19 protein-coding genes are annotated in these 22,876 nt (G+C 65.7%); 7 read left to right on the top strand and 12 right to left on the bottom strand.

Annotated features, from left to right (window positions below; all coding sequences use genetic code 11):
- Window positions 1-84: 84 nt before the first annotated feature.
- From DL891_RS07225 to DL891_RS07215, 3 genes are all read right to left on the bottom strand, one after another.
- Complete coding sequence (locus DL891_RS07225) at window positions 85-3,507, bottom strand: error-prone DNA polymerase (RefSeq protein WP_111719755.1); 3,423 nt, start codon at window positions 3,505-3,507, stop codon at window positions 85-87.
- 23 nt (window positions 3,508-3,530) lie between these two features.
- A complete protein-coding gene (locus DL891_RS07220; RefSeq protein ID WP_111719754.1) occupies window positions 3,531-5,288 on the bottom strand; it encodes a DNA polymerase Y family protein in 1,758 nt (585 codons plus the stop codon).
- Between the two features lie 242 nt (window positions 5,289-5,530).
- Entirely contained in the window at window positions 5,531-6,316 is a 786-nt protein-coding gene (locus DL891_RS07215; RefSeq protein ID WP_157962428.1) for a hypothetical protein, read from the bottom strand.
- Window positions 6,317-6,344: 28 nt separating this feature from the next.
- Between DL891_RS07215 and DL891_RS07210 the strand changes: the two genes are divergently transcribed.
- Entirely contained in the window at window positions 6,345-7,103 is a 759-nt protein-coding gene (locus tag DL891_RS07210; RefSeq protein WP_368665624.1) for an SOS response-associated peptidase, read from the top strand.
- A 15-nt stretch (window positions 7,104-7,118) separates the two neighbouring features.
- Here the strand turns inward: DL891_RS07210 and DL891_RS07205 are convergent, their stop codons facing one another.
- The 3 genes from DL891_RS07205 to DL891_RS07195 are packed head-to-tail and all read right to left on the bottom strand — an operon-like array spanning window position 7,119 to window position 9,938.
- Entirely contained in the window at window positions 7,119-7,802 is a 684-nt protein-coding gene (locus DL891_RS07205) for a TetR/AcrR family transcriptional regulator (RefSeq protein WP_111719751.1), read from the bottom strand.
- The gene (locus DL891_RS07200; RefSeq protein ID WP_111719750.1) at window positions 7,795-9,105 is read right to left on the bottom strand and encodes an ABC transporter permease; all 1,311 of its coding nucleotides are present in this window, start codon (window positions 9,103-9,105) and stop codon (window positions 7,795-7,797) included. The genes DL891_RS07205 and DL891_RS07200 overlap by 8 nt, the downstream gene beginning before the upstream one ends.
- On the bottom strand, window positions 9,102-9,938 hold the full coding sequence (locus tag DL891_RS07195; protein WP_111719749.1) for an ABC transporter ATP-binding protein: 837 nt from the start codon (window positions 9,936-9,938) through the stop codon (window positions 9,102-9,104). Before DL891_RS07195 ends, DL891_RS07200 begins: the two co-directional genes overlap by 4 nt.
- A gap of 224 nt (window positions 9,939-10,162) precedes the next feature.
- Here DL891_RS07195 and DL891_RS07190 point away from each other — a divergent pair, with 224 nt between their 5' ends.
- From DL891_RS07190 to DL891_RS07180, 3 genes are all read left to right on the top strand, one after another.
- Window positions 10,163-11,614: an MFS transporter gene (locus DL891_RS07190; protein ID WP_111719748.1), complete on the top strand. Its 1,452-nt coding sequence runs from the start codon at window positions 10,163-10,165 to the stop codon at window positions 11,612-11,614.
- 54 nt (window positions 11,615-11,668) lie between these two features.
- Entirely contained in the window at window positions 11,669-12,085 is a 417-nt protein-coding gene (locus DL891_RS07185) for a nitroreductase/quinone reductase family protein (protein WP_111719747.1), read from the top strand.
- A 213-nt stretch (window positions 12,086-12,298) separates the two neighbouring features.
- A complete protein-coding gene (locus DL891_RS07180) occupies window positions 12,299-12,844 on the top strand; it encodes a hypothetical protein (RefSeq protein ID WP_368665623.1) in 546 nt (181 codons plus the stop codon).
- A 245-nt stretch (window positions 12,845-13,089) separates the two neighbouring features.
- Here the strand turns inward: DL891_RS07180 and DL891_RS07175 are convergent, their stop codons facing one another.
- Complete coding sequence (locus DL891_RS07175; protein WP_111719746.1) at window positions 13,090-14,460, bottom strand: ATP-binding protein; 1,371 nt, start codon at window positions 14,458-14,460, stop codon at window positions 13,090-13,092.
- A gap of 256 nt (window positions 14,461-14,716) precedes the next feature.
- A complete protein-coding gene (locus tag DL891_RS07170; RefSeq protein ID WP_111719745.1) occupies window positions 14,717-15,370 on the bottom strand; it encodes a GntR family transcriptional regulator in 654 nt (217 codons plus the stop codon).
- 84 nt (window positions 15,371-15,454) lie between these two features.
- Between DL891_RS07170 and DL891_RS07165 the strand changes: the two genes are divergently transcribed.
- The 3 genes from DL891_RS07165 to DL891_RS07155 all read left to right on the top strand — a co-directional run bounded on the left by DL891_RS07165 (window position 15,455) and on the right by DL891_RS07155 (window position 19,661).
- The gene (locus tag DL891_RS07165; RefSeq protein WP_111719744.1) at window positions 15,455-16,465 is read left to right on the top strand and encodes a 1-aminocyclopropane-1-carboxylate deaminase; all 1,011 of its coding nucleotides are present in this window, start codon (window positions 15,455-15,457) and stop codon (window positions 16,463-16,465) included.
- Window positions 16,466-16,576: 111 nt separating this feature from the next.
- Window positions 16,577-18,997 carry a transketolase C-terminal domain-containing protein gene (locus tag DL891_RS07160; protein ID WP_111719743.1) on the top strand — a complete coding sequence of 807 codons (2,421 nt, stop codon included), beginning with the start codon at window positions 16,577-16,579 and terminating at the stop codon, window positions 18,995-18,997.
- 97 nt (window positions 18,998-19,094) lie between these two features.
- The gene (locus DL891_RS07155) at window positions 19,095-19,661 is read left to right on the top strand and encodes an NUDIX domain-containing protein (protein WP_111719742.1); all 567 of its coding nucleotides are present in this window, start codon (window positions 19,095-19,097) and stop codon (window positions 19,659-19,661) included.
- 95 nt (window positions 19,662-19,756) lie between these two features.
- Here DL891_RS07155 and DL891_RS17310 read toward each other — a convergent pair whose 3' ends face one another.
- The 4 genes from DL891_RS17310 to DL891_RS07130 all read right to left on the bottom strand — a co-directional run bounded on the left by DL891_RS17310 (window position 19,757) and on the right by DL891_RS07130 (window position 22,849).
- Window positions 19,757-20,899, bottom strand: coding sequence for an NYN domain-containing protein (locus tag DL891_RS17310; RefSeq protein ID WP_198668802.1), 1,143 nt, complete (start codon window positions 20,897-20,899; stop codon window positions 19,757-19,759).
- A 104-nt stretch (window positions 20,900-21,003) separates the two neighbouring features.
- On the bottom strand, window positions 21,004-21,711 hold the full coding sequence (locus tag DL891_RS07140; protein WP_111719741.1) for a hypothetical protein: 708 nt from the start codon (window positions 21,709-21,711) through the stop codon (window positions 21,004-21,006).
- On the bottom strand, window positions 21,708-22,382 hold the full coding sequence (locus DL891_RS07135) for a SatD family protein (protein WP_111719740.1): 675 nt from the start codon (window positions 22,380-22,382) through the stop codon (window positions 21,708-21,710). Before DL891_RS07135 ends, DL891_RS07140 begins: the two co-directional genes overlap by 4 nt.
- A gap of 95 nt (window positions 22,383-22,477) precedes the next feature.
- Window positions 22,478-22,849 carry a YciI family protein gene (locus tag DL891_RS07130; protein WP_111719739.1) on the bottom strand — a complete coding sequence of 124 codons (372 nt, stop codon included), beginning with the start codon at window positions 22,847-22,849 and terminating at the stop codon, window positions 22,478-22,480.
- Window positions 22,850-22,876: the final 27 nt, after the last annotated feature.

Below are 22,876 nucleotides of genomic sequence, written 5' to 3'. Positions count from 1 at the left end.
GCTTTGTTGTCCGTGAGCTCCCGTTGTCCGTGAGCTCAGTTGTCCGTGAGCTCAGCGGTTCGTGGATTCACCGGCTCCGTGGATTCACCGGAAGTCGCGCGACGTGATCACGACCCGCAGCGGCAGGGCCTCCAGCTGGTCGGCGATGAGATTGATGACCCCCTCTGGCGAACGTTCCAGGATGCCGCGCACGACCATGGCCGGTGACTCGCGTGCGACCCGGCGAAACCTGTTCCACACCCCCACACCGACGATCACGTTGAGAGTGCCGGTCTCGTCCTCCAGATTGAGAAAGGTGACCCCGCCGGCGGTCGCCGGTCGTTGCCGGTGGGTGATCACCCCGGCCACGTGGATTCTCCGGTCGGACTCCGCGTGGGCCAACTGCGCAACCTGCAGCACTCCGCGGTCGGCCAGAGGCTCACGCACATGCCGCATCGGGTGTTCTCCGCTGGGGATGCCGGTCGCCCACATGTCGTAACTGGTCTGCTCCGCCGCGGTGAGCATCGGCAGCAGGGGCGGCTGCACGCTGACAGCGCTGCCGAGCAACTGGTCGGCGCGCTCACTGGCCGCATCGCCGGCACTCCACAGCGCGGCCCGCCTGCTCACGTCCAGCGAGTCGAAGGCGCCGGCCGCCGCCAACGCCTCCAATTGTGGCGCGGTCAGCCCCACCCGCCTGGCGAGGTCGGCGAGATCCAGATAATCGCCCCGCTCGCGTTCGGCAACGATCCGCTCGGCGAGCGGGGCGCCTATGGACGTGACCTCGGCGAGCCCCAGCCGCACCGCGAAGCGGCCGTCGCGCCTGTGGTCCTCCGACTCGTCGCGGGCGGCCCGGTCGAAGGCGCCGACCGGTGGCTGCTCGAGGTGCAGGCAGTCGGCCAGTCCGGTTGAACAGGTCGAGCCGTCGTCGCTGATGGGTTCCAGCCCGGCGTGCACCCCAGAGGCCAGGATGTCGGGTTGCAGCACCCGCACGCCGTGCCGGCGCGCATCGGCCACCAGGGTGTGTGGGGCGTAGAAACCCATCGGCTGTGCGCGCAAGAGCGCGGCGAGGAATGCGGCCGGGTAGTGCAGTTTCAGCCAGCTGCTCGCGTAGACCAGCAGGGCGAAGGCGAGGGAGTGACTCTCGGCGAAGCCGAAGCTCGCGAACGCCTCGATCTTCTGGTAGATCACATCGGCGTCTGCGGCCGAGATCCCGTTCTGCGCCATTCCGGCGTAGAGCTTGGCCCTGAGCGTGTCGATGTGCTCCACCCCGCGTTTGGAGCCCATCGCCCGACGCAGCAGGTCGGCGTCTTCGGCGCTGCAGCCGCCGACGGCCATCGCCATCTGCATCAGCTGCTCCTGAAACAGGGGCACCCCGAGGGTGCGCTCGAGCACCGGTTCCAATGCCGGGTGCAGGTAGCTGACCTTCTCTTCTCCGGTGCGCCGCCTGATGTACGGATGCACCGCCCCACCCTGGATCGGGCCCGGCCTGATCAGGGCGATCTCGATCACGAGGTCGTAGAACTCGCGTGGCTGAAGCCTCGGGAGAGTGCTCATCTGGGCCCGGCTCTCCACCTGGAACACGCCGATCGAGTCGGCCCGGCAGAGCATGTCGTAGACCGCTGCCTCCTCACGCGGAATCGTATCGAGCCGCCACCTCTCACCCAGGTGCTCGTCGGCCAGGTCGAAGGTGTACTGCAGCGCGGCGAGCATGCCGAGGCCGAGCAGGTCGAATTTGACCAGCCCCATCCATTCGCAGTCCTCCTTGTCCCATTGCAACACCGTGCGGTTCTCCATGCGGGCGTGTTCGATCGGGCACACCTCACCCACAGGCCGCTCGGTGAGCACCATGCCACCGGAATGGATGCCCAGGTGCCGGGGTGTCTTCAACAATTCGGTGGCCAGTGCCGCCACCGGCGCGGGAATGTCCTGGTCCGCCCCACCGATCGGCCCGCCACGCTCCACCTGCTTCGACCAGGCGTCTTGCTGGCCTGGGCTGTGCCCGAGCGCCTTGGCCATGTCGCGCACCGCAAATTTGGGTCTGTAGGAGATCACGTTGGCCACCTGTGCGGCGTTGCGGCGGCCGTAGGTGCGGTACACGTACTGGATCACCTCCTCACGCCGGTCGGAGTCGAAGTCGACGTCGATGTCGGGCTCCTCATCGCGGATGCTCGACAGGAAACGCTCAAACGGAAGGTTGTAGTAGATCGAGTCGACCGCGGTGATTCCGAGCGCGTAACAGACGGCGGAGTTCGCCGCCGACCCGCGCCCCTGGCAGAGGATGCCACGCCCCTTAGCGAACTCGACGATATCGCGCACGATCAGAAAATAGCCCGGGAAGTCTTTGGCCTCGATCACCTGGAGCTCTTTCTCCAGACGCGCCCAGACGGCATCCGTCGCCCGCGGATACCGTTCGGCCGCACCGTGCCGCACCAGCTCACGCAGCCAGCTCATCGGGGTGTGCCCGGCGGGCACGTCGAGTTTCGGCAGGCGGGGGCGGGCGGTGCGCAGCGCGAACGACAGATCGTCGGCCACTTCGACGGTGCGTTCGACGGCCCCGGGGTAACGGGCAAAACGGGCGGCCATTTCGGCCCCGCTTCGAAGGTGGGCGCTGCCCGCTGCCGGCAGCCAGCCGTCGATGTCATCCAGACCGCGGCGGCCGCGCACGGCGGCGATCGCGGTCGCCAGTCGGCGTTCGCCCGGGGTGGCATAGTGCACGTTGTTGGTTGCCACCGTGGGCAGCCGGCGACGAGTGGCGAGGTCGGCGAGCAGGTCATTGTTGGCACTGTCGAGCGGATGCCCGTGATCGTACAGTTCGACGAGCACGTTCTCCCGGCCGAACAGTTCGACGAGGTGGTCGAGCTCGCGGGCGGCGCAGGCCTCGGCTTCGGTTGTATCGGATTCGAGTGCCTGGCGCACCGCGCCCTTGCGGCAGCCGGTCAGAATCATCCAGTCGCCGGCGGCCTGCTCCGCCAGAGCGTCGAGGTCATACACCGGCCGCCCCTTCTCGGCGCCGTCGGCGAGTTGGGCATCGGTGATCGCCCCGGCCAGCCGATGGTAACCGGCCTGGCCGCGGGCCAGCACGAGCAGGTGGCTGCCCTCCGGGTCGGGATTGCCGTTCTGGGGGGCACCCAGCCCGAGGGAGAGTTCGGCACCGAACACCGTCTTGACCGCGGGGTGGGCCTCGGCTGCCTCGGCCAGCCGCACCACGCCGTAGAGCCCATCGTGATCGGTCAGGGCGAGCCCGTGGAGGTTCAGCCTGGCTGCCTCGGTGAGCAGTTTCTCGGGCGATGAGGCCCCATCGAGAAAACTGAAGTGAGAGTGTGCGTGCAGCTCGGCGTAGGGCACGCAGGGGGCGCTCGGACCCGTGCCTGGGGTCGGAGCCCCGGGAATCAGTGTCACGGCCGCCGGCGCCGAAGACACGCGCGGCCCCGCTGGCGTCTGTCGGGGTGCGGGGAAATCGGGTGCGAGGCGGCCCGAGAGCGCGCGCTCCAGCTCCGACCACGGCATCGGCGGATTATTCCAGCCCATGCCCGCCTCCGTCCTTCAGTGGCTCAGTCATAGCGGGCCTCCGCCTGCCACACCCGGTGGCTCTCGAGAAGCAACCAGGCGCAACCGGTGGTGTCCAGCACTTGAAAGCGGTTCACGGAGCGGGCGGCGCTCGCGTCCCACCAGCGTTCATCGACCGGCCAGGGGCCTGCCCAGGCGGCGATCTCGACCGGTTCGGTCGGGCTGAGCGTTTTGGCTGAGCCGAGCGTCTCTGCCACCTGCACCCGAACGGGCACCGCCGAAAGCATCCCGCGCTCATCGACGCCGACCGAAACGCCAGCGGCATCGACGACCCGGGCGGCCAGCGGTGGGGCGAAGACACTTCCCGGCAGCGGTGCCGGGATGCGGCCGGGCCACGGCCCGGACCCACCAGGCGCGGGTGGGCGATCGCCCCACGGCACGAGAAGTTGGCGGTCTGCGAGCATCCGGCCGCCGCCGATCACCGCTGTGAGAACAGCATCATGGCCGAGTATGCCCTGCACGCGGGCAAGGCCGTGGTGGATGCGTTCGTCGGGGGCGGTCGACCAGAGGCCGTCTTCGTGGTTGCCGGCCCCGTCGACAGTCTCCGGGCTCACAGTGACACGCACGACGGCGCCCAGCCCAGTGTCTGAGTTGTCTGAGTTGCCTGAGCTGCCTGAGCTGCCTTGGCTGTTGGGCTGCACCTGCCAGCGCACCCGATCAATCACATCAGCAGCGGTGAACCAGCGCGGGTGCAACCACACCTGCTCCGACACCGACTTTTCGCTGTCGATCCGCACCCGGATCGCAGTGCACACCCGATGCTGCTCGGCAAGCTGCGCGGTGAATCGCTCGGCCACCGGGCGCAACGCGAAGGCGATCTGGTCGGCACGGTCGAGTGATGGTTCGAAATCGACCTGAACATCGAGTTCTTTCTGCACTGCGCGGGGTACGACGGCGGTCTTCTCGGCAGCGCGGGCCAGGGTGTGGGCGCGACTGCCGGCCTCACCGAAGCGATGGCGCACCTGCATCTGATCGAGCGCGGCGAAGGAGCCCAGCGTGTGCATTCCCAGTTTGGGCAGCAGAGCCGAAAGTGACGGGATGCCGAGTGCCGCAATCGGCAACGGCGCGAGAAACCCAGCCGAGTCACCTGCTGGGATGATGCAGACAGGAGCAGACGCCGTGGTGCTTCGCGCAGCCTGCTCGGCGGCGAAGAGTCCGTCAGCGATCCCCACTCGGCAATCGGGCACGGTTGTGGTGTCACTCCTGTCGTTCCTGTCGTTGCCACTTTCGCTTTCGCTTCTGCTGTCATTGCCGGCGCCATTGCTGGCGTCCTTGTCGGCGTCCTTGTCGGCGTCGCCGGCGGCACCGCGCAACCGTTCGATCAGCAGTGCCGCCGTTTTCTCCTCGCCGCCGTAGAACCTCACCGGCCCCCGTGCGCGAACCGCGCACATCCCGGCACGGATCACCTGCACCCCGGGCATCAACTGCTCGACGGCCATGATGATCGGCTCGAAGCGCCGCAGTCCGAGAACCTGGTCGTTGGCTATCGTGACCAGGTCGACACAGCGGGCCTGGGCTTCACGCAGCCGCAGCCCCCGGCGAATCCCGGCACTCCTCGCCGCCGCGGAGCAGGCGAAGACGAGCCCCTTCTCGATCACGGCCACCGGGGCTGAGGCGAGAGGAGCCTCGTCGCCCTCAGCCCGGCGCGCGGAGGGTGTCGTCGCAGCGATCACGGGCCAGTCGGGAACCCAGACGACGATGGTGCGGCCCGGATCGGCGGGTTGCGCGGGTGAGCGGTGCATGTATCAATGTTCGAACAAAACTACGAATGAGTCAACTTGATGCCAGCATTGAGCATGGATCCGCTTTCGAGCGGTTCGTGAGTGGTCAGGGTGGGGACTCGAGGTGATTTTCCTCCGTCAAGCCCTCAACCCGCGGGGCTGTGCGTCGGGACTGTGCGCCGGACATGCGGAAGATTCAGGAGCACAGAGCCACCGACCGCCCCTGAGCACCCGCAAGCCTCTCATCCTGAACTTTTGCCGCATCAAGCGGTTGACTGTGCGGGCAGTTGTTCGAGCCGCCGAAGGGCCGATTCGACGTCTGGCGGGTCGACGCGTGCGCCGTGTGCATCCAAGCGGAGCAGGCCCTGTGCCGGGCGGCCCAGGCTGCCTCCCGACACGGTGATCACCACTTCCCTCGCGGTCAGATGCCCGTGCCCCAAGCCCAGGCCGCTCCAATTGTTCTCGCCCAGGCTGAGCCTCGCTTCGGACCCGGGCCACTCGCCCAGGGCGATCAGGGTCGAGCCACGTTGGCGCAACCGGGCGGCGAGCCGGGCGGCATCGGCGGGCAGAACCTTCGTGGGCACCCGGGTGACGACCAGGGGGAGCACATCGGTCAGTGCAGCCGTCACGGTGAGCCATTTCTCGCCCGGCCGTGGCACCAGCACCAGGCGGTCTGTGGCAATACCGAACTCGCTCGCGCACTCCAGTCCCAGGTCGGGCACGCCGACCACCCCGCACCACGAACCCGCGGCACTGGCACCGGCCAGCATTGCCAGCAGCAGGGTGTGCGAACTCTCGACCGAATAGACCGCCCCGCAACGCAGTCCGCCGCCGGGCAGCAGTGCGCCAAGGCCCGGCATCGTGGGCAGCAGTCGCTCGCCCAGCCCGCGCTTCTGCATGCTGCGGATGCGCGACTGCAGCGCCTGCACCTGGCCCAGGCGTGAGGCGCCCGTGGTCGTGCGTGCCGAAGCGGGCCCCCGATGCGGCACAGGGGCCGGTTCGGGGGCTGGCCGAACAGCGATTCCTGACCGGGGGATGACTTCTGGCATCCTTCAATAGTCGAACATAACTACGAATATGTCAATCACTGAAATGGAGGTTATCCTGCTGTCTATGTGTGGCAGATTTGCAATGGATGACCGCGTGAACGAGATGATCGTCGAGTTCGTGGCGGTGGGCGGGGATTCGAACGCGTGGAAACCCGATTGGAGACCTTCTTACAACATACGTCCGACAGACCAGGTGCCGATCCTGCTGGAGACGCTGGCCGACCGGCACGATCCGGACAGTGCGACCCTTCGTCGGGCCGAACTGGCCCAATGGTGGCTGGCGCCGTCGTTCGCGAAAGAGTTGAAGAGTCGGCATCCGATGTTCAATGCTCGCAGCGAGACGGCCGCCGAACTGGTTTCTTTTCGGGCGTCGGTGAAGAACAAGCGCGCGATCGTGCCGGTCAGCGGATACTACGAGTCAAAGACCGAGGGGAAGACGAAGACCCCGCATTTCATTCACGCTCCCGAGGGGTTGCTGTATTTCGCCGGGCTGTACTCGTGGTGGGCCGATCCGACGAAAGAGACCGATGACCCGTCCCGTTGGCACCTGACGACCACCATCCTCACCCGGGAGTCTGTCGGCGAGGTCGCCGCCATTCACGACCGCACCCCGGTGACGTTGCCGGTCGAGGCGATAGAGACCTGGATCGACCCGCGCACCACGGGTGACCAGTCGCTGGTCGATGCGATGGTGGATGCCGCCACCGGTGTGGCCGAGACCCTCGAGTTCCATGAGATCCGCTCGCCGATCACCGGCGACGCGCTCGAGATGACCCAGCCGGTCTGAGCGGATCGGCCCAGCTCAGTCGGGGGTTTCTCCGGTGACGCGATTGATGAGATCGACGGCCGTGGCGACCAGCTCACGTGGTGTGCCGTTGAAGCCGGTCTCGAACCAGGCTCTCATCGCGAAATGCATGCCGCCGGCACCCAGGGCCACCACCATGCGGGCCTCGTCGAGCAGATCGGGGGTGGCCTGCTCGCTGCGGCCGTGTGCTCGAAATCGGTCGAGTACCACCTGAAGCAGATTTCCCTCTATCTCGACGATGCGCGCCATCTGTTTCGCGGCGAGTGCCGGTGTGTTCTGCAACACCTGGCGCCTCAGGCGCAGCAATTCGGTGTCAGGCACTTGGTCGACGATCGCCGCGGCTATGGTGCCGACCAGGTCGCCGACGATGCTGCCGGTGCCCTCGATGAATGCACGGGTGGCGGCTTCGTCGGGCATCGGTGGTGCGGTGCCAAGTATCACACCCTCCTTGGTTCCGAAATAGTTGAAGAAGGTGCGCTGCGACACCATGCTGGCGTGGCAGATCATCTCGACCGTGATCGTGTCGTAACCGTGCTCCAGCGCCAGTTGCACAGCGGCTCGCTCGATCGTCTGGCGGGTGGCTGCCCGTTTGCGTTCGCGGAGGCCCGCTGGAGGATCCGCGGTCTTGTTGCGGGCGGAGTGGTCCTGTTCGGGCTCACTCACGGCTTCGGACTCACTCATAGCGCAGCGCGTCGATCGGGTTCTGCCTGGCCGCCCGTCTGGCGGGGAGGGTGCCGGCGAGGAACGCGATCAGCATCACGATGCCGATGATCACTGCGATCGATGCCGGCGCGAACTGCATGATGTGCAGCCCGGGCAGTCCTGACAGCACGGTATTGGACAGCGCGTTGCTGATCACCGAACCGAGGGCGATGGCCACCACTGCCCCGATCGCTGAGCCGAGAAAGCCGATGAAGATCGCCTCCATGCTGAACAGGGCGTATATCTTGCCCCCGCTCATGCCCATCGCCTTCATGAGGCCGATCTCGCGGGTTCTCTCCTGCACGCTCATCAGCAGCGTGTTGATGATGCCGAAGCCGGCAGCGATCAGCGCGATCACCGCGAAGGCGTTCAGTACACCGACGATGCCGTTGATGACGGTCTCGAAGGTGCCCAACTGGTCGGCTACGGTTTGGGCTTTGAAACCCTGCGCGTCGAGGTCGGCCTTGATCACATCGATCTGTTCCTGGGTGGAGTTCGCGTCAATGTGCGCTGTGGCCGCGAAGAAGCCCTCTACCGTGTTCGACGGCTTACCTTGGTTCTGGATGGCACTCAGCGCATCAGTCAACGGCTGGCTGAGCCCCACGCCGTTGGAGAACAGTGATTCATTCTTCACTCCGGCAACGGTGGCTGTGACCTCGCGTTGCTCTCCTGTGTAGGTGGTGATGCCGAGTGTCACCGTCTTGCCGACGGCGGCATCCGCCTTGCCCAATCCCAGGTTCTCCAGATACGAGCCCGGCAGCAGGATCTCGTTCGCGTCGCCGCTCTCGCTGAACGGTTCTCCGGCGACCAGATCGGGAGTGGTCAGCGCTGCTGCCGGGTCGACGGTGAGCTCAAACTTGCCCCGCCCGTTGTATTCGATGTAGTTGGGTGAGACCTGCGTGAGTGGGTTGGCGTCGAGGATGCCAGGTGTCGCCCCGATCGTGTCGATGTCTTTGAGCGTGAGCGCGCTGAAAGAGACACCGGGCGGTGCCTGTCCGCCGGGGCCGAACCCACCGGACAGACTGGCTTTGGCCGGGTCATATTTCGCTGGCCCCGCATCGATGTTTTTCGTCTGGTCGCCCTGTTTCGTGACGGTGAGCACGTCGGCCGCACCCATCGATGCGACCTGCGTGGTGATGTATTCGTTCACGCCGGTGCCGATCGCACTGGTGATCGTGAGGGTGAAGGCCCCGATGAACACGGCGATGACCGTGAGCGAGGTGCGTAGCTTGCTGCGGAAGCTGTTGGAAACCGCAGCGCCGAGAATATCGACGAACCTCATTCGGCACCTCCTTGCTCGGTGCCGGCATGTCGGCCGCGCCTTGTCGGTGTGCCGGGTGTTGGGGCGTGCACAGGTGGTGAAGCGGGCGCGGCTACGGGTGCCGACGCGGGTGCAGACACGGACACGGGCCGGGTGCCCGCGCCGGATTGCTCGAGGCCGGGCTCTTCGAGGCCGTCGTGCAAGAAGAGCTGCCGGTCACAGCGGGCAGCGAGATCGAGATCGTGGGTGACGAGAACCAGGGTGATGCCTTTTTCCTTGTTCAGCGAGAACAGGATGTCTTCGACGATGCCACCGGTGACGCTGTCGAGGTTTCCGGTGGGTTCGTCGGCGAAGATCACGGCGGGGTTGTTGACCAGGGCTCGCGCGATCACCGCGCGCTGCTTCTGGCCGCCGGAGAGGTTCGTGGCCCTGTTCTTGGCCTTGTCGGCGAGCTCGAGCTGTTCGAGTACCGCCATTCCGCGCGTCTTGCGTTCACGGGCACCCATCCCTGCGATGCGCAGTGGCAGGGTCACGTTGTCGAGCACCGACGCGTTCGGGGTGAGAAAGAACTGCTGAAAGACGAAGCCGAAGTCGGCGTTGCGCAGCCGGTTGAGTTGGGAATGGCTGAGGCTGGTGGCATCCGTGCCGTTCACCGAAAGGGTGCCGCTGTCGGGATTGTCGAGCAGGGCGAGTAGGTGCATCAGGGTGGACTTGCCCGAACCGCTCTTGCCGACGATGGCGACCGATTCTCCGGAGTGCACGTCGAGGGTCACCCCTTTCAGCGCATCAAACCGGTTCGCGCCGCGACCGTACGACTTGCGGATGTCCTGTGCCGATAGCACTGGAGTGTTCATGGGGATCTCTCTTGAAGCGGATTCGGCGGCGCGGGCGGGAAGCACTGCGTGTGCAGTGAGGTGAATAATGCAGTGACTGCAAGCTCACGCTAGATCTTCCCGCTTGTGAGTTCGCTGATGGCCACGCGGTCGTCAGGTGCTTTCGGTGAGTGTGCTTTCTCATCCATGCTGGCTTCACGTGGGTCAACACGGCCATCAACTGGTTGCTGTCGTAGTCTGGGGCGATGAGCGCGGCGAGGCGGATCTTCGAGACGCTGTTCAAACGTGACCCGCAGGCGGTCGAGGATCTGCCCGAGGCCGCCCGCCGCAACCTGCCCGGAAACGCGTTGCGCCTCGTCGGTGCGACTGCCCTGCAGAGCACCGGTGACCAAGTCGTGAACGCGTCGACCGTGTTGCCCTGGCTGTTCACCACCCTCGGAGTGCCTTCCGCTCTGGTCGGCCTTCTCGTACCCATCCGGGAATCGGGTTCAATGTTGCCACAGGCGGTGCTCACCCCGCTGGTGCTTCGTGTGCGCCGGCGCAAATGGGCGTTCGTCACCGGTGCCCTCGTGCAGGCCGCGACGGTGGCAGCGATGGCGCTCATTGCAGCGATCGGCCACGGACTGGTGGCGGGGGTGCTCATCCTCATTGCGCTTGCGGTTTTTGCGCTCGGCCGCAGCCTGACCTCGATCGCCTCCAAAGATGTGCTGGGCCGCACCATGCCCAGGGGATCGCGCGGCCAGATCAATGGCCTGTCGACGACGGCCTCGGGCATTGTGGCGATCACTCTTGGGCTCGTGCTGCGGCTGGTCGGGGGCAGAGATCTCTCGCCCGCGGTACTCGCCTGGTTGCTTGCCGGTGGTGCGATCATGTGGCTGTTCGCCGCACTCGTGTATTCCAGGGTGCGCGAACCCGCCGGAGAAAGCGCCGATCAGACAGCGCCTGAGGATGGTGAGCGCAGTGCGGAGACCACGCCCGATCGGGAGGATGAGCACAGTGCGGAGACCACGCCCGATCGGGAGGGTGAGCGCAGCGCGGAGACCACGCCCGATGGGGAGGATGAGCACAGTGTTCCCGCGGCACCTGGCTGGTTCTCAATGACCGTGGCACTGCTGCGCGACGACGTACCTTTTCGCCGGTTCGTCATCGTGCGCAGCCTGTTGCTCGTCTCTGCGCTCAGCCCGCCCTTCGTTGTCACGCTGGCCGTGAGTTCCGGGTCTGGTGCGCTCGGCGGTCTGGGCGGATTCATCATCGCCTCGGGCCTGGCCGCCCTGATCGGCGGGCCCGTGTTCGGCCGCATCGCCGACCGCGCGAGCCGCACCCTCATGGCTGTGGGCGCAGGGGTGGCCTCGTTGGTGCTCGTGCTGCTGCTCGTCGTGACGAGGCTGCCCGGTTTCGACGGCGGCACGGTGTGGGGTGCTGCCGTGTTCGTCGCGACATACTTCGTCCTCACGCTTGTACACACGGGCGTTCGGGTCGGGCGCAAGACCTACGTCGTGGATATGGCCGAGGGCGATCAGCGCACCAAGTACGTGGCGGTGTCCAACTCCGCGATGGGTGTGATCCTGCTTGCCGCCGGCGGCGTCAGCTCTGTGCTGTCGCTCTGGGGCGTGGAGTGGGCACTTGCCTTCCTCGCCGGTCTCGGGCTCATCGGCGTGCTCGTCGCAGTGCGACTGCCCGAGGTCTCGGCCCGCTGAGCGGGGTTGCGTTGCCGGCGGAATATCGGAGCAGTTCGCTCGGTTATTGGCTATATGTCAGATTGGAATCAACAGGTCATCGAAGAGTTCCGCGCCAACGAGGGAAGGGTCGGCGGCAACTTCGTCGGAGCCCCGATGGTGCTCGTGCACCACACCGGCCGCCGCAGCGGCCGAGAATTCGTCACCCCGATGATGTATCTCGCGGCCGAAGAGCCCGACAAGATCTACGTCTTCGCCTCGAAAGGTGGCGCACCGAGCGACCCGGATTGGTATCGAAACCTCGTCGCTGCGGGCCGAGGCAAAGTTGAAGTCGGCGCCGAGACGTTTCCGGTTGTCGTGAGCGAGCTCACGGGTGACGCGCGCAATAGCATCTATGCCGAGCAGGCCAAGCGATATCCTGGTTTTGCCGCCTACGAAAAGAAGACGGCCGGAATCCGCACGATCCCCGTGCTGCAGCTGAGTCGGTCCTGACGCTGAGTCGGTCCTGACGCTGAGTCAGCGCTGACGCTGAGTCGGGCCCGTGCGTTGTGAACGCCGAGTAGGCGTCGAGCTTTTGGTCGCAGGACCGATCGTCGATACAGTAACGATCGTGAATGCAGCGACGATCGTGAATGCAGCGACGATCGTGAATGCAGCGACGATCGTGAATGCAGTGACGATCGTGAAAACACGCCGGCGGTGGCAATGGATGTGATCGTGGCGATCATCATCGCCTGCGAGGTCGGTTTCTGGGTCCTCGTGGTTGCGGGCCTGGTTGCCCGTTACGTCTTGCGCCGGCCACGACTCGGCGCCTGGCTACTGGCGATGACTCTAGTGGTCGACCTGGTGCTTCTGACTGCGGTCATCGTCAATCTTCAGGCGGGGGGCACCGCAACCTTCTTCCACGGCTTGGCCGCGGTGTATTTCGGTGTCTCGATAGCCTACGGTCGAAAAATGATCGGATGGGCTGATAGCCGATTCGCGCACCGATTCGCCGGCGGTCCGGCACCGGTCAAGCTGGCCGGCGCGGCGTATGGGAAGGAGCGCAGGCACGACGTCGTCCGCACCGTGTGTGCCGTGGCCATCGCAGCGGGCATCCTCTGGTTGTTGACCACTCTGGTCGCTGATGCGAACTCGACCGATGAGCTCCTACACCTCTACCCGCTCCTCGGCATCTGGTTCGCCGCCGACCTCGCCTGGGCGATCTGGTACACGGTGGTGCCCAAAAGCCGACCTGCTGTGGCTCGGTGACGGCCCACGTGAACGTCAGGACGGATTTTTTTTGTAGTGGTTCGCGTCCGGCGGCGCGATCTGTTCGGGGTCACGAGGCGGCAAGCGTGTTGCCGAGCCAGTCGAGCACGCGTTGATCGAACACACGTTTGGTCGAGCACTGACTGATCGCCCATCTCCTAGGCCCGCTGGAACGCGCTCACCTGCTTTTCTAATGCCATGCGGCCACGCGGATGCACGAAGGTGCCGCACGACCGAGTGAGATATCAACGAAGTGGTACGCGCACGTCCGAGCCACCCTCGTGAGTGAGGCGGTCGTGAACCTTGAGCAGCGTCGGCGCCGGCACGAACCCGCCGGCGAACAGTGCCTCACCCTGCTGGAACTGGGGTGAACGGGCCAGCATCGATTCGGGTGCGAACCCAAAGATGGTTGCGAGTTCCGCAAGGTCTACGGGCGAGCTCATCTTCATCAGCGCCAGGTTGTCGCACTGGGAGAGGATGCTCGGATGGATCTTGGAGGGCCGCTGGGTCGACAACAGCATCCACAACCCGAACTTGCGGCCCTCAGCGGCGATCTGGATGATCCGTTCACGCACGGCCCGATGCAGTGGCGTGTCGTTGTCAGGAGAGCACAGGTTATGCGCCTCGTCGATGACGATGAGGATCGGTCTGCGTTCTTCGCGCTTGGCCCACAGGTGGTCGAGAACGGCGAGGGCGACTACCAGCTTCTCGCCGGGAAAGGTGAAACCTCCGATGTCGAGCACGGTCGCGTCGGGTCGCTCATCCAGAACCTTGTTCACGTCTGCACTGTCGTAGGCCCACACTGTCCAGTCGGCCAGCCGAAGGTTCTCGACCCGTTTGACGAGCAGATCGCCCGCAGGATCATCGGCGGCGCGCAGCGCCGGCACGATCCCCTCACGGTCAACGTGTCCGAGCCCGGTGACGCGTGTGAGCGCGTTGTACTCGTCCCTGTCGGCGACGGGGTCGAGGCGGAGCACCGCTGCTTTCGACTGGATGGAGAAATCACGAAAGCGGGCTCGGAGGGCTCCTGAGCCCTGCCCACCGGGGCTGAGCACGCGGATGTCGCGCGCCCGGAGTGCGCGGTGGCCGTCGGCATCGCTGTCGGAGCGCAGTTCGTTCAGACGCACGAAGTCGGCATTGGGGTCGAAGATGACCATCGGCAGTGCCGTGTGAATCAAGAGCTGTTCGAGCACGACGCCGAGCGCGTAGGTCTTGCCCGACCCACTCTGCCCACACCAGAACGTGTGCCGATTGAATCTGTGGGGAATGAGCTTTGCCTCGATCTCGGGCGTTTGCACCAGAGAGCCCACGGTGAGCGTCGCATCAGCGGCCCGGTACACCGACTCGATCACATCAGCCGTTGCCTCGTGAAGCGCAACATCGAAGAATGAGCCAACATGGGTCGTGCTCAGGTTGCCGTCAGCGTCGATCTCTCCCAGCACGCGACCGACGCCAGACAGGGCGCCGCCGTCGGTGAGCGTGACATCGTCGACGAACCCGACGTGGCGCATGGCCGACGAACCCTCTGTCGTGACGAAGGAACCCGCGACGAAGGGCGCGTCGATTGATCCCACGAACTGGAAGAGGCGACCATCGATCGAGCTGGCTGTTGTCATGGTGCATCCTTTGGCCTCGGGCGGCTGGTGCGACCCCGGCACGCCACCGATTGGCGACCGCGCGGTCGCTGTTTCAGCATAATGTTCCCTCCTCCGCCGATTCGTCGGATCTCAGCACAAACCGCTGCGACGAGTGTGCTCCGGGGTGACGACTGAATGAGAATCTCAACCGGACTGGCTACCATGCGGTGGCCGTCGTTGCGCCGTCAGCCGTCTGGTGTTCCAACCAACCAACCAACAGGGCGGGGCGGGTGGGTCAGTCTGTGTGCGCGTAGGCGAGCGTTGACCAGTTCTCGCGTGCGGCGTCGGCGGCACCGTCGGCGTCGCCCGCCCGGGAGAGTTCGATGATGCGCCTGTGCTGTTCAACGGATTCGCGGGCGGCAAACGATGAGAACCGCATCCGTTCGACGCGGCGCAGCACCGGGGTCATCTGTTCCAGTACCTCACGAATCATGGGGTTGCCGCTGGCGGCCACGAAAACCTCGTGAAAGTCATCATCTGCCGCCAGTGCGCCCTCGACATCGAGTAGCTCGAGTGCGGCCTCGAAGCGGTCGTTGGCCGTGGTCATCGTGGCCAGCGCATCGGTCGGCAGGCGTGGCACGGCCAACCGCGCCGCCAGTTCGTGCATCGACGCGGCCACCTGTTGGGCGTTCAGGGCCGAGGCCAGATCGAACGGCGCCACCGACGTGGATCTGCCCGGCTGCGCAATCACGAGCCCGGCCCGTTCCAGGCGCAGCAGCGCTTCGCGGATGGGGGTGCGACTGACGCCCAGCCACGACTCCAGTTCGGAGTCTTTCAGCCGTTCCCCGGGCGCGAGCGTGCCATCGACGATGGCGTCGCGGATGGAGCGGTAGACGTCATCCCTGAGCAGGGACCGCTTGTGCACTCCGTCATGGGATGGAACCGGCATGCCTCCAATTCTAATGGTTGCAACGAGCTGTGATGTGCAATATATTGCATGTCAGGCCTCATTTCCCGCGACAAAGGAGTTTTCATGGCCATCACCGATTTCGAACGGTACCCCCTGACGTTCGGTCCGAGCCCGGTGCATCCTCTGCCGCGCCTCAGCCAGCACCTCGGTGGCGCCCAGATCTGGGCGAAGCGTGAAGACGTGAACAGTGGTTTGGCGTTCGGCGGCAACAAGACGCGAAAGCTCGAGTACCTGGTGCCCGATGCCCTGGCCCAGGGCGCTGACACACTGGTCTCGATCGGGGGCTACCAGTCGAACCACACCCGCCAGGTTGCTGCGGTCGCAGCGAAGCTCGGGCTCAAGGCGCGTCTGGTTCAGGAGAACTGGGTCGACTGGCCAGACCCGCTGAGCGACCGCGTCGGCAACATCCAGCTCTCCCGCATCATGGGGGCCGACGTGCGCCTCGATGACGCCGGCTTCGACATCGGAATTCGCTCCAGCTGGGAGCAGGCCATCCACGAGGTGGAGGCGGCCGGTGGCAAGCCCTACGCGATTCCCGCGGGCGCGTCTGACCACAAGCTGGGCGGTCTGGGCTTCGCGAACTGGGCCTATGAGGTTGAGCAGCAGGAGAAAGACCTCGGCATCTTCTTCGACACCATCGTGGTGTGCACGGTCACCGGGTCGACCCACGCGGGCATGATCGCCGGGTTCGCCGGCCAGGACACACCGCGCCGAGTGATCGGCATCGATGCCTCGGCCACCATCGAGAAGACCAGGGAGCAGGTGGCTCGCATCGCCCGCAACACCGCCGAACTGATCGGTGTGGAGCGTGAACTGCGCGACGACGAGATCACCGTGATGGAGGGTTGGGCCGGCGACCGGTACGGCATCCCGGTCGAGTCGACGCTGGAGGCGATCCGCCTCGGAGCCTCACTGGAGGGTTTCATCACCGATCCGGTCTACGAGGGCAAGTCGCTCGACGGCCTGATCGACCTGGTGACCAGCCGCGAGATTCCGGCGACCAGCAACGTGCTCTACGCGCACCTCGGCGGCCAGTTGGCCCTGAACGCCTACAGCGGCCTCTTCCGCTCCTAGGCTGGAGCAACCCCCAGGGGCGGGTGCTCACACAGCCGCCCCTGGGTCCGCCTCGAGAGTCAGCACCACTCGACCGCCCAGCGCGGCAGATCACATCAGGAGTACCCCGCCATGCCCGACGCCATTGACCACCGCGACACCGACACCGAGAGAACCGACGTGGATGCCCTCGACGTGGACGCTCCCACCGCCGGCGAGCGGGAGCCGAGTGTCAACGACCGGCCACTTTCGGCGGCGGCTTCGCTCGATGCCGACGCATTGGATGAGATCGCGCAACGTGTGCTCTGGCTGTCGACGGCGATCGTTGACGCAGCCAACCGCGGACGCGACAACTCGTCAGGGGTGAAGGCCGGAGGTCACCAGGCCTCGAGCGCATCGATGGTGGGCATCATGGTTTCGCTCTGGTTCTCTGAGCTGACCCGCCACGACCGCGTCTCGGTCAAACCGCATGCGTCCCCGGCACTGCACGCGATCAACTACCTGTTGGGCGACCTCGACGAGTCCTATCTGCCCCGATTGCGCGAGAAGGGCGGGTTGCAGAGTTACCCGAGCCGCACCAAGGATCCCGATACCGTCGACTTCTCCACCGGCAGCGTAGGCATCGGCGCCACCGCACCACTCTGGGCGGCGTTGTCGCATCGCTATCTGAGAGACAAGTTTCCAGACACTCCGAGGGGTGGCCGATTCATCAGTCTGCTCGGCGACGCCGAGCTCGACGAGGGTGCTGTGTGGGAGGCGATCGGCGACCCCGAGGTGCCACAGCTGGGCGAGTTGCTCTGGATCGTCGATCTCAACCGGCAGTCGCTCGATCGTGTGATCCCCGATGTGCAGATCGAACGCCTGCAGGGACTGTTCCACGCGGCCGGCTGGCAGGTGCTCACGGTCAAGTGGGGCAGGCGCCTGCAGGCACTGTTCCAACAGGGCGGCGGACCTGAGTTGCAGCAACGGCTCAAAGACATGCCGAATGAGGAATATCAACGCCTGCTGCGCAGCCATCCTGACGAGCTGCACGAGCGTCTGTTGGGGGAGAACCCGCCGGCCGCGCTGCAAAAGCTGGTTGGCGGATTGGGTGCGCGGGAGTTGGCGGCCGCGATCCGCGACCTGGGAGGGCACGACATCCGGGTGCTGCTCGAGACGTACCGCGAGGTGGACCCGGGCAGGCCCAGCGTCATCTTCGCCTACACAGTGAAGGGCCGCGGGCTGGCGACCGAGGGCCATCCGAATAACCATGCGGCACAGTTGACCGAGACGCAGATGGAGCAACTGGCCACGCTCTCGGGTATGGAGCTTGAGTCTCCGTGGCACCGGTTCGCAGCCGGAACCGAAGCGGCCGCAGTGTGTGCAGCCGCGGCCGAGCGCCTGGCGCGCCCCGAAGTCCCCCATGGCTCGGACGTCGACATTCCCACCCAGCTGCCGTGGGGCTACCGGGCGACCATCTCCACCCAGGCGGTGCTGGGCCGATTTCTCTCCGACTTTCGCCGGGCGGCACCGGAGGCGGCCGAGCGGGTGGTCACACTCAGCCCCGATGTGGCATCCTCGACCAACCTCGGCGGCTGGATCAACAAGACCGGGGTCTGGAGCGTGGGAGACCGGCACGACTGGTTCGCCGATGACGCCGACCGGCTGCTCACCTGGGCTGAGGGCCCGAGCGGGCAACATATCGCGCTGGGCATCGCCGAGATGAACCTGGTCTGCCTGGCCGGTGAACTCGGGGCCACGTGGAGCAGGTGGGGCAAACCGCTGATCCCGATAGCCACGATCTACGACCCGTTCGTGACGAGGGCGCTGGAGCCGTGGTCATACGGCATCTACGCCGGCGGGCAGTCGATACTGGTCGGTACTCCCTCGGGCGTGACTCTGGCCCCGGAGGGCGGGGCACACCAGTCGATCATGACCCCCTCGATCGGCATCGAACAGCCCGGCTGCATCTCGTGGGAGCCGGCATTCGCGCAGGATCTCGAGTGGTGCCTGCTCTCGACCATGGCCCAGATCGGAAAGCCCGAGGGCCAGAGCGCCTACTTTCGGTTGTCCACCCGGCCCATCGACCAGGTGCTGGCCGCACTTCCGCGTGACGAAGTGCTGCTCGAGCGCCGTCGAGAGCACGTCGTGGCTGGAGGCTACCGGCTGACAACGCACCCCGCCGAACAGGTGACCCTGGTCGGAGTGGGCGTCATGATGCCCGAGGTGCTGGCAGCAGCCGAACAGCTGGCCCGGATCGGAATCATCGCCGGCGTGGTCTGCCTGACGAGTCCCGATCTGGTCTTCCGCGCATTCCAGAACCGCGACAGGGTGGATGCCACACCACGCAGCGCCATCATCGACACGCTGTTCCCGGCACACAACCGGGCGCCTATCGTGACAGTGATGGATGGGCATCCGCACACCCTGGCCTTTTTGGCCGGCGTCCGCGGTGACCGCATCCGTAATCTCGGCGTCACCGAGTTCGGCCAGTCGTCGAGCGTGGAAGATGCCTATCTGATTCACGGCATCGACACGGCGTCGATCGTGCGGGCCGCGGTCGACCTCGTCTGAGTGCGCCGCACTGCGACGAGCAGGCCACTGCGACGAGCAGGCCACTGCAACGAACTGGTCGCAGTGGCCGACTGGGCGCAGTGGCAGACTGGAGGGTATGAGCGATTCTCCAGCTGGCATCGGGCCGCTCGATGCAGGCGGGGCCGTGGCGCCGCAGTCGGGTTCGGGCCGCCGCATCATTCGTGCCGACGCGCACGCCGATTTGCAACGGCGCGCCCATGGCAGCGGTGACGCCTGGGTACACGGTCCGAATGGTGAGAAATACTGGGGAACGCACGGGGCGGCCGGCTTGCTGGCCCACCACCCGGACGCCGGCGTATTGTTGCAGCTCCGGGCAACCTGGAGTCATTACGGCGACACGTGGGGGCTGCCGGGCGGTGCCCGCAAGCTGGGGGAGAGCGCGGTGGACGCCGCGGTCCGAGAAGCGAACGAAGAGGCCGGGGTGCCGCCGGCGCTGTTGCGCGTCGAGTTCGAGCAGGTCTTCGACCGTGGGTTCTGGTCGTACACCACCGTCGTCGCCGAAGCGCTCGAAGACTTCGACCCCGTGATCGGCGATGCGGAGTCGGCCGCGCTCAGCTGGGTGCCGATGGATGAGATCGACCGGCTGCCACTGCATCCGGGGTTCGCCGCGAGCTGGACGGGTCTCCGGCGTCGCCTTTCGTGATGCCGGCTCTTCGTGGCCCAGCTCTTCGTGACCCCAGCTCTTCGTGACCCCTTTCCCTGAAAGTGGCCTCTCTGGTGCTCGCTTTCGTGAGCCGCCTACTCGGTCGACTTCGACACGGCATGCAGTCGGAACAAGCGGGTCTGGCCGTCTTCCTTGAGCTCGATCGCGTGGCTTCGCGACTTCACGAAGTCGGTGAACTTGCTGAAGCCCAGTGCACGCTCGCTGAACGCCGGATCCATTCGGAGCATCTGGTTCTTCAGGGCAGAGCTGTTGATCCAATCGGTGTCCTGTTTTGAGCCGACCAGGCGCATCGCGCGCACCAACAGATCGGTGGCGACGGAATCCGGGGTGACCGGCTTGGCCTTCTTGGTCGCGGCGGCAGAGGCCCGTCGCGCCGGCTGAGCCTTGCGTGCAGCCTGTGGCTCGGTCTCGGTAACCGTCGACTTTTCGTCGGGCGCGTCGGTGGCTGTGCCGTTTCCAGCTGTGCCGTCTCCAGTCGTGCTGTCTCCAGTCGTGCTGTCTGCCGTCGTGTCGTCTGCAGCTGTTCCGCCCGCAGCGCCCGAGGCGCCCGAGCCAGACGCGCGTCGTGACGAGCCTCGTCTACTCGTTGGTGCAGTTTCTTCGGCGACGGGATCGGCCTCCAGGTCAAGGTCGAGGTCGTCGCTTGCGAGGCTCGGCAGGGCGTCGTAGTCGGCGAACTCGTCACAGGCAGACGTGAGCGCCTTGCTGGTTCCACCGGCCACACCGATGCCCACCACGTAGCGGCCCAGCCGCCGACAGCGCTGGGCGAGCGCGATGAAGTCCGAGTCGCCGGCGACGATCACCACATGGGTGAGGTCGGGCAGACGAAACAGGTCTTCGACCACGTCGACCGCAAGCCGGATGTCGGCACCGTTCTTCATCGACACGACGGTGGGAAACAACTGGGTGAGGTCGACCGCACGGTCGATCAGCTGTTGCTTGTAGCTCGCGTTGACCGGCACCGACCAGTCGGCATATGCGCGGCTGATGACGATGGTGCCGAACGAGGAGGCGAAGTCGAGAATGGCCCCGACATCGACCGTCGCCTGGCTGAACCGGGTGCCCACCTCTGTGTTCTGGTTGGCGCGGGTCGGAACGAAATCGCGAGCCTTGTCCCGCTGGAACACGCCCTTGCCGTGCAGTTGGTTGTACCGGGAGATGACGATGTTGTCGAAGTCGATGTACACCGCGACACGGCCTTCTGTAGGTTCGGGCATGGGCACTTCCTTTTCCTCGTCAACGTTTCATGAGCACTGATATCCGGAGAATATCAGCCCAGAGCTACAGCGGTGCTGAAGCGGGAGTCGTCGTGCGACGACGACTACAGTAGCGGCAGGAATGCAAAGGCGATTCCCCAACTGACGAAACTCCCCACCAGCACGTACTCGGCCTTCGTGCCGATGTTGCTGTCCTTGGCGATCTCTGGAAACCGCAGGATGCCCTTGGCCGCGATCACGGCGGTGACCGCCAGGTACTGGCCGGCCAACGCCATCGCGAAGATGAAGATGCGTTCGATCGGCCCGAGCATCCGGCCGCCCTTCAGCTCGGATGCGCCCGCCTCATTCCGGGCACCGGTGCCGGTCAACACCATTCGCACGATGACGTTGGCCGTGTCGATCAGAAACACCAGGCAGGCCACCGTGAGGGCAAAAGTGTCGAAGGAGACCCCGGCCAGGGCCGGCACTCCGAGTGCGGCGTACCAGTCGGTCAGCCAACCATCGGCCGCAGGCACGTTGGATCCGGCCGCAAGGATCACCAGCACCACCGCGATCAGACCGATCACGGGCCACGGGTAGGCCGGGCCGCGCTCCGCCATCACCCCGCGGGTCGAGGCAGTCCAGGCGGCGAGGGCCGCGAGGCCGATAGGCAGCCACCACCAGGCCAATCCGGTGCCCCAGATGCCGAGCGTGAGAACGAGGCCACCGATCAGCAGCATCCGAATCATGACCGGCCGGGTGCCGTGCCCGGCACCGGACCGCACCAGGTCGGCCGACCCGAGGGTCACAAGCAGCAGTGCGAGCAGAATCATGGGCGACCCCCCGTGTCGATGATGCCCGGCGCCAGCAGTTCGGTGCCGCCGACCACGGAGTAGGCGCCGCTGCGTCGCAGGTTCTGCGAGACCGCCGACTGCGTGATCTGCTCGGCTGCGGCCATCCGTGCCTGTGAGTGGCCGTTCAACAGACCCAGCAGCAGCCGCTTGCTGCGTGCCGACATGGTGCTGACGATCTGGTCGCGGCACATCAGGTAGGAGTTGGTCATTGCCTGCTCGGGTACGTCGGCATCGGGGTCGGACGCCAGATACCAGGTGCGCAGGGTCGGATGGCGGCCGGACTCCCGGGTCTTGGCCTCGATGATCGCGTCGCGGGCCGTCCACCAGGCCGGTCCGTCCTGAATGTCGCCGCGGTCACCGCTGCCCACCGTTTCGAATGACCCTCGGCCAATGCCAAAACGGCAGTCGAGCGGGTCAGGCAGGTGAAGGCGAAGCAAGAGGGTCGCGTGCACGGCGGAGCGCACATCTGGGTAGAGTGCCTGGGATTCGTCTCCGACCGTCGGGGCGAGGGGCTGCAGGGCAGGCACCGCGTCGTTGACCCGGCTCAATGCCGCCACGAGTGCCTCCTGGGCTGCGGCCCGATTCGGTTGCTGGCGTGAGCGCACCAGGTCGACGATCACCGCTGCCGCAGTATCACTGTTCAGGGTCATCAACTCTCCGCATTCAGTGGCTCAAACCGTCCCTCGCCGGGAGTCACGTATTAGTGTATAGCTGATGAAGTAAAAACTGAAGCTCTGATCTAATGTCAGGACGTCCACTCGCCGTTCACGAGTGAAGTGGCCACCGGCCGGATCTCGACCGTGCCCCATGCGGCGGCGGGGCATTTCTCTGCCCAATGGCGTGCCGCTGTCAGGTCGTCCACGTCGATCACGATGGTTCCGGTGAGCGGCTCAGCACTGGTTTCGAGCGGCCCGTTCAGCACCGTTGGCATTTTGTCGCGCACCGACACACGCACGGTGGCCGTCGATGGCTGTAACACATCCGCTGACACGAGCACGCCCGCGGCGACCAGGGCCTTGCCATACTCGTCAAAGGCCGCCCGGCCCTGAGCCATCATCTCGGCGTCCACGTCGGCATCGGTCACCTCGGCGTGGTGCATCAACAGTGCGTATCGCATGAGAACTCCTTCGATCCCCAAATCGTA

The sequence above is a fragment of the Homoserinimonas sp. OAct 916 genome, assembly GCF_003260275.1.
Classification (GTDB): domain Bacteria; phylum Actinomycetota; class Actinomycetes; order Actinomycetales; family Microbacteriaceae; genus OACT-916.
The sequence above is the reverse complement of the archived record's forward strand: the minus strand, read 5'-3'. Positions and strand labels throughout refer to the sequence as shown.

Excerpts from the sequence above, each read along its gene's own strand:
- DL891_RS07200 (WP_111719750.1), bottom strand. The coding sequence starts at position 9,105 with ATGAGGTTCGTCGATATTCTCGGCGCTGCGGTTTCCAACAGCTTCCGC.
- DL891_RS07155 (WP_111719742.1), top strand. The coding sequence starts at position 19,095 with ATGAGCGATTCTCCAGCTGGCATCGGGCCGCTCGATGCAGGCGGGGCC.
- DL891_RS07175 (WP_111719746.1), bottom strand. The coding sequence starts at position 14,460 with ATGACAACAGCCAGCTCGATCGATGGTCGCCTCTTCCAGTTCGTGGGA.
- DL891_RS07160 (WP_111719743.1), top strand. The coding sequence starts at position 16,577 with ATGCCCGACGCCATTGACCACCGCGACACCGACACCGAGAGAACCGAC.
- DL891_RS07135 (WP_111719740.1), bottom strand. The coding sequence starts at position 22,382 with ATGACCCTGAACAGTGATACTGCGGCAGCGGTGATCGTCGACCTGGTG.
- DL891_RS07180 (WP_368665623.1), top strand. The coding sequence starts at position 12,299 with ATGGATGTGATCGTGGCGATCATCATCGCCTGCGAGGTCGGTTTCTGG.
- DL891_RS07130 (WP_111719739.1), bottom strand. The coding sequence starts at position 22,849 with ATGCGATACGCACTGTTGATGCACCACGCCGAGGTGACCGATGCCGAC.
- DL891_RS07170 (WP_111719745.1), bottom strand. The coding sequence starts at position 15,370 with ATGCCGGTTCCATCCCATGACGGAGTGCACAAGCGGTCCCTGCTCAGG.
- DL891_RS07225 (WP_111719755.1), bottom strand. The coding sequence starts at position 3,507 with ATGGGCTGGAATAATCCGCCGATGCCGTGGTCGGAGCTGGAGCGCGCG.
- DL891_RS07205 (WP_111719751.1), bottom strand. The coding sequence starts at position 7,802 with ATGAGTGAGTCCGAAGCCGTGAGTGAGCCCGAACAGGACCACTCCGCC.
- DL891_RS17310 (WP_198668802.1), bottom strand. The coding sequence starts at position 20,899 with ATGCCCGAACCTACAGAAGGCCGTGTCGCGGTGTACATCGACTTCGAC.
- DL891_RS07190 (WP_111719748.1), top strand. The coding sequence starts at position 10,163 with ATGAGCGCGGCGAGGCGGATCTTCGAGACGCTGTTCAAACGTGACCCG.
- DL891_RS07210 (WP_368665624.1), top strand. The coding sequence starts at position 6,345 with ATGTCAATCACTGAAATGGAGGTTATCCTGCTGTCTATGTGTGGCAGA.
- DL891_RS07220 (WP_111719754.1), bottom strand. The coding sequence starts at position 5,288 with ATGCACCGCTCACCCGCGCAACCCGCCGATCCGGGCCGCACCATCGTC.
- DL891_RS07215 (WP_157962428.1), bottom strand. The coding sequence starts at position 6,316 with ATGCCAGAAGTCATCCCCCGGTCAGGAATCGCTGTTCGGCCAGCCCCC.
- DL891_RS07165 (WP_111719744.1), top strand. The coding sequence starts at position 15,455 with ATGGCCATCACCGATTTCGAACGGTACCCCCTGACGTTCGGTCCGAGC.
- DL891_RS07195 (WP_111719749.1), bottom strand. The coding sequence starts at position 9,938 with ATGAACACTCCAGTGCTATCGGCACAGGACATCCGCAAGTCGTACGGT.
- DL891_RS07185 (WP_111719747.1), top strand. The coding sequence starts at position 11,669 with ATGTCAGATTGGAATCAACAGGTCATCGAAGAGTTCCGCGCCAACGAG.
- DL891_RS07140 (WP_111719741.1), bottom strand. The coding sequence starts at position 21,711 with ATGATTCTGCTCGCACTGCTGCTTGTGACCCTCGGGTCGGCCGACCTG.